This window comes from Actinomadura sp. NPDC048021 (assembly GCF_040653135.1).
GTDB lineage: Bacteria > Actinomycetota > Actinomycetes > Streptosporangiales > Streptosporangiaceae > Spirillospora > Spirillospora verrucosospora.
Genome location: NZ_JBEZJQ010000034.1, coordinates 17,183 through 29,198 on the forward strand (window position 1 = coordinate 17,183; position 12,016 = coordinate 29,198).

General features: G+C 72.1%; 12 protein-coding genes and 1 tRNA gene. 2 read left to right on the forward strand and 11 right to left on the reverse strand.

Going from position 1 to position 12,016, the window contains the following annotated elements; all coding sequences use genetic code 11:
- Positions 1-49: 49 nt before the first annotated feature.
- From AB0C87_RS37765 to AB0C87_RS37800, 8 genes are all read right to left on the reverse strand, one after another.
- Positions 50-901: a hypothetical protein gene (locus AB0C87_RS37765; RefSeq protein ID WP_353831422.1), complete on the reverse strand. Its 852-nt coding sequence runs from the start codon at positions 899-901 to the stop codon at positions 50-52.
- Between the two features lie 163 nt (positions 902-1,064).
- Positions 1,065-1,937 carry a hypothetical protein gene (locus AB0C87_RS37770; RefSeq protein ID WP_353831423.1) on the reverse strand — a complete coding sequence of 291 codons (873 nt, stop codon included), beginning with the start codon at positions 1,935-1,937 and terminating at the stop codon, positions 1,065-1,067.
- A gap of 91 nt (positions 1,938-2,028) precedes the next feature.
- Positions 2,029-3,576: an AMP-binding protein gene (locus tag AB0C87_RS37775; protein ID WP_360581602.1), complete on the reverse strand. Its 1,548-nt coding sequence runs from the start codon at positions 3,574-3,576 to the stop codon at positions 2,029-2,031.
- 187 nt (positions 3,577-3,763) lie between these two features.
- Complete coding sequence (gene rplA / locus AB0C87_RS37780; RefSeq protein WP_149259625.1) at positions 3,764-4,480, reverse strand: 50S ribosomal protein L1; 717 nt, start codon at positions 4,478-4,480, stop codon at positions 3,764-3,766.
- Positions 4,481-4,541: 61 nt separating this feature from the next.
- A complete protein-coding gene (gene rplK, locus AB0C87_RS37785; protein ID WP_360354689.1) occupies positions 4,542-4,973 on the reverse strand; it encodes a 50S ribosomal protein L11 in 432 nt (143 codons plus the stop codon).
- Positions 4,974-5,291: 318 nt separating this feature from the next.
- The gene (gene nusG / locus AB0C87_RS37790; RefSeq protein ID WP_360581603.1) at positions 5,292-6,155 is read right to left on the reverse strand and encodes a transcription termination/antitermination protein NusG; all 864 of its coding nucleotides are present in this window, start codon (positions 6,153-6,155) and stop codon (positions 5,292-5,294) included.
- Between the two features lie 80 nt (positions 6,156-6,235).
- Positions 6,236-6,490 (reverse strand): preprotein translocase subunit SecE, encoded by a 255-nt coding sequence (gene secE / locus AB0C87_RS37795; protein ID WP_360581604.1) that lies wholly within the window; start codon positions 6,488-6,490, stop codon positions 6,236-6,238.
- Positions 6,491-6,612: 122 nt separating this feature from the next.
- Positions 6,613-6,685 (reverse strand) — tRNA-Trp (locus AB0C87_RS37800).
- A 257-nt stretch (positions 6,686-6,942) separates the two neighbouring features.
- On the opposite strand from AB0C87_RS37800, the gene AB0C87_RS37805 reads away from it, so the two are divergent.
- Positions 6,943-8,154: a pyridoxal phosphate-dependent aminotransferase gene (locus tag AB0C87_RS37805; RefSeq protein WP_345178426.1), complete on the forward strand. Its 1,212-nt coding sequence runs from the start codon at positions 6,943-6,945 to the stop codon at positions 8,152-8,154.
- A 170-nt stretch (positions 8,155-8,324) separates the two neighbouring features.
- Here AB0C87_RS37805 and AB0C87_RS37810 read toward each other — a convergent pair whose 3' ends face one another.
- The 3 genes from AB0C87_RS37810 to AB0C87_RS37820 form a co-directional block, all read right to left on the reverse strand.
- Positions 8,325-9,077 carry a hypothetical protein gene (locus tag AB0C87_RS37810; protein ID WP_360581605.1) on the reverse strand — a complete coding sequence of 251 codons (753 nt, stop codon included), beginning with the start codon at positions 9,075-9,077 and terminating at the stop codon, positions 8,325-8,327.
- A 3-nt stretch (positions 9,078-9,080) separates the two neighbouring features.
- Entirely contained in the window at positions 9,081-9,590 is a 510-nt protein-coding gene (locus tag AB0C87_RS37815) for a SigE family RNA polymerase sigma factor (RefSeq protein WP_345178421.1), read from the reverse strand.
- Between the two features lie 135 nt (positions 9,591-9,725).
- Complete coding sequence (locus tag AB0C87_RS37820) at positions 9,726-10,676, reverse strand: hypothetical protein (protein ID WP_353831426.1); 951 nt, start codon at positions 10,674-10,676, stop codon at positions 9,726-9,728.
- A 269-nt stretch (positions 10,677-10,945) separates the two neighbouring features.
- Between AB0C87_RS37820 and AB0C87_RS37825 the strand changes: the two genes are divergently transcribed.
- Positions 10,946-12,007, forward strand: coding sequence for an adenosine deaminase (locus AB0C87_RS37825; protein ID WP_360581635.1), 1,062 nt, complete (start codon positions 10,946-10,948; stop codon positions 12,005-12,007).
- Positions 12,008-12,016: the final 9 nt, after the last annotated feature.

The window sequence follows — 12,016 nt, forward strand, 5'->3', positions numbered from 1 at the left end:
GGCCGAACGGTACATCAGACGCAAATGACCCCGCTGCGGTTCACCGTTCTCAGTTGCCGCCCAGGGCGGCCGGGAGGGACAGCTGCCCCACCTGGTCGGACGGAGGCGTGTTCACCTTGAACGACTTGCCGTAGTCGCTGTAGAGGACGGTCACCGACCCGTTCTCGCCCTTCGAGCCGGTCGCCTTGGAGACGAGCTTGCGCGGCAGGTTGTCGCCGTCGGTCCACAGATCGAAGTTGATCTTGCCGTTGGCGCGGTCCTTCGGCAGCCACTGCTGGACCTTCGCGCGGGCCTGCGCGTCGAGCCGGTTCAGCGCGTCCTCGACGGTGACCGTCCCGGCGTAGTGCGTCGTCTTGACCCCGTCGACCGTCTCGGTGCCGACCCTGCGGGCGTCCTTGGAGCCGGTGAACATCTTCGTCTGCTCGGCCGGGTCCACCTTCTGCACCTGGTCGACCAGGCCCCGGACGTCGAAGCCGGTCCGCTGCGCCATCTGGTTCACGTCGATCTTCACCCACGGCTTGCCGCCGCTGACGAACTGCGCGAGCTGCGGGACCTTCGCGTACAGCGTGTTGCCGGTGAAGACGGCCTGGCCCTTGGCGCCCGGCACGCTCTGCCCGTTCTGGCTGAAGTCGTCCAGCTTCGCGCTGAACTCCAGCGACGGGCGCAGCCGGAACTGCCCGTTGGCGTGGACCTTCCCGTCGCCGCCGCCGGTGCCCGTCACCGTCAGGTCGGCCTTGAACGTGTCGGCCTTGCCGGTCTTCTCGGACGCCTTCAGCAGCGCCTGGTTCGCGCTGAGCTTCATGTTGCCGGTGTTCTCCGTCCCGTCCCCGTTGCATCCGGAGAGGAGGAGCGCGGCACCCACTGCGGTGCCGCCGGCCGCCACCACGAGTCGTCGGTTCATTAGGGTTGAGCCTCCCTTGTCGCCCTGCTGGTGTTCCCAGTCTCTTCGGGCGTTAACGGAAGGGCATCCCCCGGTAGTACGAATGGACCCTCGCCCGGTACGACCAACGGCGTAGCCCTTCCCCTGACCCGACGTCAGGGGTGTCCGGCGTCCCGGAGCCGCGTCAGCGGTAGGCGCCGAAGGTCATCGACCCGGCCAGCCCCGCGCCGGGCGCCTGCCCGCTGAGGCTGATCGAGGTCGGCCGGGCCTCGCTGTCGGCCAGCAGGTCGAGCCCGCATCCGGTGTCGTCCGGCACCCACTTGCGGAACGCCGCCACCGCGTCCTGCGGCAGCAGGGCGTACACGCCGCCCATGAGCGTCTGCGCGGTGAAGCGCGTCAGCCCGGCGGCGTCCGGCTCGCTCGCCGTCATGCCGGGCAGCGTCCCGATCATGAAGGTGAACTGCCGGGGGTCGGAGCCGCTCTGCAGGCCGCCCAGCTGCGCCGGGGTCAGCGTGGACCGCGTCCACTTCTGCCCGTCGTAGCCCTTGAGCGTGCTCCCCTGGACGATCACCTTCTGGGTGACCTTGGACAGCTCGCCGCCCTTCATCGTCCGCGTGACGCCGGTGGCGCTCATCGAGAACTTCGGCCACAGCGTGAACGTGGCCGTCTCGACGGCGTGCTGGTAGTCGCCGTCCGAGCCCACCGTCACCTTCAGGTCCGTCTTGCGGGTGAAGGAGTGCAGGCTGGGACCGGGCTGGGGCGGCGCCGTCGGCAGGTTGTGCGCGGCGCCCCCGTTCCCGGGGGTGCGCGTGCCGGGACGCGCGCTCGCGCCCGGGGCGGCTCCCGGCGCGCCGGGCGTGCCCGGGGAGACCGTGGCGGACGCGGCGCCGTTGGGGTTGGCCGGGTCACGCTGGGCCATCGCCGCGGAGGGGGGCAGCACCCCCGCGTCCTTCGGCGAGTCGCCCCCGATCTTCACCACCATCAGGATCGCCGTGGGCACGACGGCCACCGCGGTCACGGCGGAGATGGCGATGGCCCGATCGGTACGACGCTTCACGCGGCAATTCAACACCAGGTTCCTCGCCGGTAACAAAACAATCGAATACCAGATTGTCCGGTTCTGGACTGCGAGACGTGTATCCGCCGATTCAGGGGATTTCGGGGCGGTCTGTCAGCTCGGCGCGGAGGGCGGCCTTGCGGACCTTGCCGGTCCCGGTGCGCGGGAGCGCCGTCACGAACTCGACGCGCCGCGGCGTCTTGAAACCGGCGAGCCGGGCACGGCACGCCGCCGTCAGGTCCTCCTCCCGCGGCCGGACGCCGTCCGGCACGATCACCGCGCACACCGACTGGCCCCAGCGCGGATCGGGCAGCCCCACCACCGCGACCTCCCCCACCCCCGGGACCGTGCGCAGGACGTCCTCGACCTCGCGCGACGAGACGTTCTCCCCGCCCGTGATGATCACGTCCTTGAGCCGGTCGGCGAGGTACAGGTAGCCGTCCGCGTCGACGCGGCCCGCGTCACCGGTCCGGAACCAGCCGCCCGCGAACGCCTCGGCGGTCGCCTCGGGATCGTCCCAGTACCCGTCCGCCACCTGCGCTCCCCGGACGACCACCTCGCCCAGCGCGCCCGGCGGCAGCGGCGCCCCGTCCTCGCCGATCACCGCGATCTCCGCGCCGTCGCCCGGACGGCCCGCCGACGCCGCCAGCTCCGGCCTGCCCGCCACCGCCGCGCGGTGGTCCGCTGGGGAAAGGAACGTCGCGTTGCCCGACAGCTCGGTCATGCCGTACCCCTGGTTCAGGTCGCAGCCGAGCGCCGCGCCCGCGCGGCGCAGCAGCGGCACCGGCATCGGCGCCGACCCGTACGCGATCACCCGGACGGTGGCCCGCAGCGCCTCCAGCGCCGCCGGGTCCCCGTCCAGGTGGGCGAGCAGGTCCTCCAGCATCGTCGGTGCGAGCGACAGATTCGTGACGCCGTGCCGGCGCGCCGCGTCCACCAGGGCGGCCGGACCGAACCGGCGCAGCACGACGGCGTGCCGCCGGAACAGGTGGTGCAGGACGACCTGGTAGCCCGCCACATGGCACAGGGGGAACGGCGTGCAGAACACGTCGTCCGGCGATACGGGACGGCCCGACGCCGTGACCGCCATCCCCGCCAGCAGGCTCCTGTGGGTGAGCCGCACGCCCTTCGGCCTGCCGGTCGTGCCGCTGGTGAACATCAGCCAGGCGACCTCGGCCGGGTCGCGGCCGTCCTCCCGCGGAGGGGCCGGGCCGTCCCACGGCAGGTCGGCGACGTCCACGAGCGGCGGACGCCCTGCGGGAAGTCCTCCCTCGCGGGCCAGCCGCTCCAGCAGGTCCGGCTCACCGATGACGAGCTCGGCGCCGCAGCGGACGACCTGGTCGGCCCATTCGCGCGGATGCAGCCTCTGGTTGAGCGGCACCAGGATCCTGCCTTCGCGCGGAACCCCGTAGTAGGCCGCCACGTACTCCAGCCGGTTGTGCGCGAGCAGCGCCACCCGCGCCCCCGGCGAGCACCGCGCGGACAGGTGGGCGCTCAGCGCGTCCGTCCGGGCGCGCAGCTCGCGGAACGTCCAGGTCGTGCCGTCGACCGACAGGGCAGGGGCCTCGGGGGCGTCCTCCGCGGCCGCGTCGAGCACGTCGTACAGCCGGTGGACGTCCCGGCGCCGCGTCCCGCCCATCGCATCCCCTTCACCGACGACGATCCGGGCGCCGAATCTAGCGGCGGACCGGTGCGCGGGGCCGGCCGCGTCCCGCTGAGCGCGACCTGAGGAAGGCCGCCCGACCATCCACAGCCTGTGGAAAAAACGAACAGGGCGCCCCCGTGGTGGGGACGCCCTGTTCGACGGCGTTCGACGCCGGGCTCGATCAGGCCTCTTCGAGCTCGGCCGTCAGGTTGCGGACCGCGTTCGGGTCCACCGGGATGCTCGGGCCCATCGACGTGGTCAGCGCCGCCTTCTTGACGTACCGGCCCTTCGCGGCGGACGGCTTGAGACGCTGGATCTCGTCGACCGCGGCGGCGTAGTTCTCCACCAGCTGGCGCTCGTCGAAGGACGCCTTGCCGATGATGAAGTGCAGGTTCGCGTGCCGGTCGACCCGGAACTCGATCTTGCCGCCCTTGATGTCGGACACGGCCTTGGACACGTCCATCGTGACCGTGCCGGTCTTCGGGTTCGGCATCAGGCCGCGCGGACCGAGCACCCGGCCGAGCCGGCCGACCTTGCCCATCTGGTCCGGGGTCGCGACCACGGCGTCGAAGTCCAGGAAGCCGCCCTGGATCCGCTCGATCAGGTCGTCCGAGCCGACGAGGTCGGCGCCCGCCGCCTCGGCCTCCTGCGCCTTGGCGCCGACGGCGAAGACGAGCACGCGGGCGGTCTTGCCGGTGCCGTGCGGCAGGTTGACCGTGCCGCGGACCATCTGGTCGGCCTTGCGCGGGTCGACGCCCAGCCGCATGGCGACCTCGACGGTCGCGTCGAACTTGGTGACCGCGGTCTCCTTGGCCAGCTTCACGGCCTCGACCGGGCTGTACAGCCGCTCCCGGTCGATCTTCTCCGCCGCGGCGCGGTAGCCCTTGCTGCGCTTCATGTGCGTTCCTCCAGACGGAACTCGTGGTAGGGGCCAGCGCCGGCCCTCCCACTGGGACGTCTTACTTGACCTCGATGCCCATCGACCGCGCGGTGCCGGCGACGATCTTCTCGGCGGCGTCCAGGTCCTTGGCGTTGAGGTCGGGCATCTTGGTCGTGGCGATCTCACGGATCTGGTCGCGGGTGACCGAGCCGACCTTGGTCTTGTGCGGCTCGCCGCTGCCCTTCTCCACGCCCGCGGCCTTCAGGATGAGCTGCGCGGCCGGCGGGGTCTTGGTGACGAAGCTGAACGACCGGTCCTCGTAGATGGTGATCTCTACGGGGATGACGTTGCCGCGCTGGGACTCCGTGGCGGCGTTGTACTGCTTGCAGAAGTCCATGATGTTGACGCCGTGCGGACCGAGCGCGGTACCGACGGGCGGCGCGGGCGTGGCCTGCCCGGCCTGCAACTGGACCTTCACCAGAGCCGCGACTTTTTTCTTCTTGGGAGGCATGCCTCTCCCTCGTGTTCCGTTTTCACTGTGGTCCCGACTCCCGGACACCGGGCAACACGGCGGGCGGAACTATCACCGCTGTGTTAGGACCTCGATCAACCCGAACCCCGCGTCCGCGGGGAGCACTGCAACTGCACCTTGACGAGTGCGGCCATCTTCGGAGCATCCCCGCGTGCGCGGGGCAGTCGGTACATCACCTCGCGATGGAGACGAGGTACCGAATCCGCCCCCGCCTCGGCGGGGACGGCCCGTCCAGGATACGGCCTGGCCTGAGCGGCCCGGACGTCTCTCGGGGACGGGTGAGACCGTGGACGCCTGTCAGATCTTGGAGACCTGGTTGAAGGAGAGCTCGACCGGCGTCTCGCGACCGAAGATGGAGACCAGCACCTTGAGCTTCTGCTGCTCGGCGTTGATCTCGTTGACGGTGGCGGGGAGGGTGGCGAACGGGCCGTCCATGACGGTGACCGACTCGCCGACCTCGTAGTCGACGGTGGCGGGGGCCTTGGCCTGCTCCTTGGCGGCCTTGGCGACGCCCTCCTCCGGCTCGGGGGCCAGCAGGTTGGCGACCTCGTCCAGGCTGAGCGGGGACGGCTTGTTCAGCAGGCCGACGAACCCGGTGACGCCGGGGGTGTTGCGGACCGCGGCCCACGACTCGTCGGTGAGCTCCATGCGGACGAGGATGTAGCCCGGCAGGACCTTCTCGTTGACCTTCTGGCGCTTGCCGCCCTTGATCTCGGTCACCTCGTGCTGCGGGACCTCGATCTGGAAGATGTAGTCCTCCATGTTGAGGGTCTGCGTCCGGGTCTCGATGTTGGTCTTGACCCGGTTCTCGTAGCCCGCGTAGGAGTGCACGACGTACCAGTCGCCCGGCTGGAGGCGCAGCTGCATCTTGAAGTCGGCGTACGGGTCGGCCGGCGGCTCGGCGGCGGCCTCCTCCTCGTCCGCCTCCTCCTCCGCGGCGCCCTCGCCCTCGACGGACGCGGCGAGCTCGGCGGCGCCCTCGGCCGCGTCCGGCGCGGGGCCCTCGCCTTCGAGCTTCGTGTCCGCGGGCTCGGCGTCGCCGGCGGAGACGACCGCCTCGGCCGTCTCGTCGGCGGGCTCAGCCGCCTGGTCGGCCGCAGCAGCCGCAGCGGACTGGGCCTCTTCAACGGCCTCGTCGTAGGGCTGTGAGGGCTCGGACACGGTCAACTCTTCTCTCGGTCTGCGGTGATGGACTTGCGAAGGTACGGCGGGGCCCGTCGCCCGGCCCGGGCCGGGCTGCGTCAGCCGAAGAGCTGGTAGATGCCCTTCTGCAACCCGTAGTCGATGCCGGAGACGAGCGCGACCATGACCAGCACGAACACCAGCGAGACGGTCGTGTAGGTGATCAGCTCCCGCCGCGTCGGCCAGATGACCTTGCGCAGCTCGGCGATGATCTGGCGCACGAACAGCGCGGGCGAGGTCCGCTTGGAAGGGGCCTTCTTCTTGCCCTTGCCCTCGTCCTTGGCCTCGGGCTCGTCGCGAGTCTCAGTCGCCATTTGCCGCCGTTCACCTCATAGGTCGTGATTCAACCACCCTGTGGTTGCCGCGCGGTCCCGTGCCGCGGAGTGCCACGGCGACGCCATGGCGCGGCCGGCACGGGTGCGCGCACCGCACCTCGCAGGGCAGGAGGGACTCGAACCCCCAACCGCCGGTTTTGGAGACCGGAGCTCTACCAATTGAGCCACTGCCCTTCGCTTCTCCGGCTAAGGAGAAACCCGACCACAGGATCGGGTGGGTGCCGGGTCCCAGCTTACGGCCTGATTCGGTGCCCGCGTGCGGACAGGCTCGTATACCGGCGACACGTCACTTGGAGGAGGAGTCTACGTGCCCGAGGGGCCCGCGTCGAACCGGATATCGGGGGGCCTCCGGAAGGCCGCGGCGAGGACCCGTCCCACCGGCCCGGATATATGGCTGCGGGTCCCGGTGCGACGTCTGTAACGATAGGGGTATGAGCATCGACCGTCCTCGCATCTCCAAGCGCATCGCCGCGATATCCGAGTCCGCCACGCTGGCCGTCGACGCCAAGGCCAAGGCGCTGAAGGCGGCGGGCCGCCCGGTCATCGGGTTCGGCGCGGGCGAGCCCGACTTCCCGACGCCCGACTACATCGTCGAGGCCGCGGTCACCGCGTGCCGGGTGCCGCGCTTCCACAAGTACACGCCCGCGGGCGGGCTGCCCGAGCTGCGCGCCGCGATCGCCGAGAAGACCGAGCGCGACTCCGGCTACCGGGTCGAGGCCTCCCAGGTGCTCGTGACCAACGGCGGCAAGCAGGCGGTGTACGAGGCGTTCGCGGCGCTGCTCGACCCGGGCGACGAGGTGATCGTCCCGACGCCGTACTGGACGACCTACCCCGAGTCGATCAAGCTGGCGGGCGGGGTGCCCGTGGACGTCGTCGCCGACGAGACCACCGGCTACAAGGTGAGCGTCGAGCAGCTGGAGGCGGCCCGCACCGACCGGACGAAGGTGCTGCTGTTCGTCTCGCCGTCCAACCCGACGGGCGCGGTCTACAGCCGCGACGAGATCGAGGCGATCGGGCGCTGGGCCGACGGGCACGGCCTGTGGGTCGTCACCGACGAGATCTACGAGCACCTCGTGTACGGCGGTGCCGAGTTCCACTCGATGCCCGTGGTGGTGCCGGAGCTCGCCGACCGGACGCTCGTCCTGAACGGGGTGGCCAAGACCTACGCGATGACCGGCTGGCGGGTCGGCTGGCTGATCGGCCCGGCGGACGTGGTGAAGGCCGCCCAGAACCTGCAGTCGCACGCGACGTCCAACGTGGCGAACGTCTCCCAGGCCGCCGCGCTCGCCGCCGTGACCGGCGACCTGTCGGCGGTCGCGGAGATGCGCGTGGCGTTCGACCGGCGCCGGCAGACGATGGTGCGGATGCTGAACGAGATCCCGGGCATGGTGTGCCCCGAGCCGGAGGGCGCGTTCTACGCCTACCCGTCGGTCAAGGCGCTACTCGGCAAGCAGCTGCGCGGCAAGCGCCCCGAGACGTCGGTGGAGCTGGCGTCGCTGATCCTCGAAGAGGCCGAGGTCGCGCTGGTGCCGGGCGAGGCGTTCGGCACGCCGGGCTACTTCCGGCTCTCCTACGCGCTGGGCGACGACGACCTGGTCGAGGGCGTCTCGCGCGTCGCGAAGCTGCTGTCCGAGGCGAGCTGACCTCCACGACACGCCGCGCGGACCCGCGCACACGAAACCGGCCCCGGGTGCACATTTCCCGGGGCCGGTTTCGTATGGGACGGGTTCCGCCGGTTCCCGTCCCGGGAAGTCCGGCGGGACGTCCCGCGCACGGCCCCTCTCCGCCGTGGGACGCCCCGCCGGAACGGGGTTCAGGGGCGCACGCCCTCGGCGATGCGCATGAGCCGGCCCTTGGCCGAGCCGGAGGCGGTCACGGTGACGCCGACCCCGCGCCGCGCCAGCCAGGAGATCTGCCGCGAGGAGTCGGGGCGGTCGCCGGTCAGCGCGGGCATGCCGTGCACGGACGTGCGGCCGGGGATGCCCGGCACCCGCATCAGGTCCTTCGGGCCGGTCAGCCCACCGCCCTTCACGAGCGCGACCTCCACCCAGCCGCCCTCGCCGCGCCACGCGCAGGTCGTGGTCCTGCGGTCGGCGTCGCCGGTGACCTCGCAGGGGCCGACGGCGGCCAGGCCGTCGGGCAGATACGTGATCCATTCCGGCAGCACGCCGGTGACGCCGTCCGGGCCCGGCGTGGCCGGGGTCCGCCCGTCTCCGGACGAGCCGCGCGGCTCCGGCCTGCGGGAGGCTCCCGCCTCGGGACTCCCCTTGGGGGACGGGGACCCGGGGAGGCCCGAGACGGGAGGTCGCTCCGGCAGCCGGAGGGGCGAGACGGTGTCGCTGGGACGGGTCGTCTCGGTGTCTCCGGCCGGTGTGGCCCGGAACGACTGATAGGTGGGCACGAGGGCCAGGGCCGCGACGGACGCGGCCGCGACGCCGGCGGCCGCGTGGAGCCGGGCCTTGCGGCGGCGGTGGCGGCGCTTGACGTCGGTGACGAGCGACTGTGACGCGGTCGCCCCGGCCACCTGCTCGGCCATGGCCTTCCGCAGTTCACTCTCCAGATCCATCGCTCATCTCCCCAGTGGGGCCAGGTTCGTGTCGAGGCGTTCCCGGAGCCTGGCGAGCCCCCGGGACGCCTGGCTCTTCACCGTTCCGACCGAGCAGCCGAGAGCCTGGGCCGTCTCCGCCTCCGAAAGGTCCTCCCAGAAGCGCAGGACCAGGACCGCGCGCTGCCGCGGGCCGAGCTTGCGCAGCTCGTCCATGAGGGTCCCCCTCAGCTCGACGGAATGGTTCGGCGAGTCGGCCGGCGTCTCCGGGAGCCTCGCCATCTGGATCTCCCGGAGCACCTTCCACCGCCGGGAGCGGCTGATCACCAGGTTGACCAGGATCCGGCGGACGTACGGCTCGGGATCGCTTCCCGCCTCCAGCCGCCCCCAGTGGCGGTAGGCCTTCTCCAGCGCGGTCTGCAGGATGTCCTCGGCGTCCTGCCGGGCCCCGCACATCAGTGCCGCGGTGCGCAGCAGGGCATCGCCGCGTGCCGCCACGAACTCCACGAACGACTCGTCGTCTCGACGCCCCACAGTGCTCCGTCCCGGCTAGAGCGGTTCCGGCAGTTTGTCCCGTCGGGGACGGGCGGCCTCCGCGCCAAGGCCGCCCGCCCACGCCTGTGTTGTGTTACTGGTGTTACTGGTTTCGCCCTGGGTCGTTACGGGGTGTCAGCCCGCCTTGTGCAGGGCGGCGGCCAGGTCCTTCGTCCCGCCGGCCAGGACGGGGCTGCCGTTGACGAACAGCGAGGTCCCGTTCGGGTCGAACAGCAGCACGCCGCTGCCGTTCGGGCTCTGCCAGGCGGCCAGGCCGGCGATGGTCAGCGGGGTGCCGCCCTGCGGCAGGCCGAGCGCCTGGCGCAGCTGCTCCTGGGTCATGCCGGCGCGCGTCTTGATCGTCTCGACGGTGAGCCACTGGCCGGCCTTGCCGGTCCACTTCTGCGTGACGGCGCAGATCTGCGCCTTGCGCAGGTCGGCGGAGCCGGGGACGGCCGACACGTAGCGCAGGCCCTTGGCGGTCATGACGGTCTTCTCGACGGGGCCGCCGACCTTCACGGCGGGCTTCAGCGTGCTGCAGTCGAGCTTGGGCAGCGCCGGCAGCGCGGGCTTGGCGGGGGCGCCGGGCACGCGCGCGTTCGGCTTGGCCGCCGGGGCGCCGCCGGGCAGGTCGCCGGTGGACGGCGCGCAGGTGGGCAGGTTCGCCGGGACGCCGGGCTTGGCGGGGAGGGTCTTGCCGTCCGGGAGCTTCGCGCCGGGGAGCTCGGTGTTCGGGATGCCGACCTCCGGCAGGTCCTTGCCGGGGACGCCGGTCTTCGGCAGCTGCCCCTCCGGCAGGTGCTGGGTGGCCGGGTTCTGCTTGAGGTGCTGCTCGACCTGCTTCTTCGCCCCGTCGGCCGGGACCTTGGGCAGTCCGGGCTTGGCCGGGAGGTTCGCCGGGAGGCAGGTCGGGGCGGTCTTGGGGGCGGCGTCCTGGAGCTTGCGCTCCACGGCGGGGGCCTTGGCGCTGCTCGACTGGAGGCCGGCCTCGTGGTGGGAGCCGGTCATGGCCCACGTCGCGCCGCCGCCCACGGCCACGGTCCCGACGGCGGACGCTGCGATCAAGGCGGCCTTCAGCGTGATCATCGTGAATCCCTTCGGAGGCAAGGTGGTGCTTCGGGGGTGCCTGTCTCTCTCTGGCGCCCCTCGTATACGCACGGTGCCGGTGGGGGGTTGCACGGGATTCCAAAGTTTTTTTCGGGGATGCCCATGGGGCGCGATGGCCGCCGGGTGTCATGCGAGGTAGTCCGGTGGAGTGATCCTGTGGGGGCGGGCGTTCGAGGAGGACGATGATCCGGCAACATTGGCTCATGGAGGCCCGTACCGTTTCAGCCCGTCCGGCCGAGCACCGTCCCATGCCGGACCCCCGGGAGCCCGCGCCCGCGCGCGGTCCCGCCCGCCCGGACGTGGCCCTGCTCCCCAAGGCGCACCTGCACCTTCACTTCACCGGGTCGATGCGGCACTCCACGCTCGTGGAGCTCGCCGGCCTGCACGGCGTCCACCTGCCCGACGCCCTCGTCGAGGACTGGCCGCCCCGGCTGCACGCGACCGACGAGCGCGGCTGGTTCCGGTTCCAGCGCCTGTACGACATCGCCCGCTCCGTCCTGCAGACGCCGGACGACCTGCGCCGGCTGCTGCGCGAGACGGCCGAGGACGAGGCCGCCGAGGGGTCGGGCTGGCTGGAGATCCAGGTCGATCCGAGCGGGTACGCCGGGCGCTTCGGCGGCCTGACCCCGACCGTGGAGCTGGTGCTGGACGCCGCGCGCCAGGCGTCGGAGGCGACCGGGGTCGGCGTCGGCGTGGTGATCGCGGCGAACCGGACCCGGCACCCGCTGGACGCCAAGACCCTCGCGCGCCTCGCCGTGCGCTACACCGGCAGGGGCGTCGTCGGGTTCGGCCTGTCCAACGACGAGCGGCGGGGCCGCGCCTACGACTTCGAGGGCGCGTTCAGGATCGCCAAGCGCGGCGGGCTGCTGTCGGACCCGCACGGCGGCGAGCTGCTCGGCCCGGCGAGCGTCCGCGAGTGCCTGGAGACGCTGGAGGCCGACCGGATCGGGCACGGGGTCCGCGCCGTCGAGGACCCGCGGCTCCTGGAGCGCATCGTGGACCGCGGGGTCACGCTGGAGGTCTGCCCGGCGTCGAACGTGGGTCTCGGCGTGGCGGCGACGGCGTCGGACGTCCCGCTGCGGCGGCTGTTCGAGGCGGGCGCGTCGATCGCGCTCGGCGCCGACGACCCGCTGCTGTTCGGGTCGCGGCTGGCGCGCCAGTACGAGCTGGCCCGCACCGCGCACGCGTTCAGCGACGCCGAGCTGGCGGAGCTGGCCCGGCAGTCGATCCGGGCCTCGGCGGCGCCGGACGACGTGCGGCGCCGGCTGCTGGCGGGCGTCGACGCCTGGCTCGGCGACCGGCCGCGCTGACGACCGCGC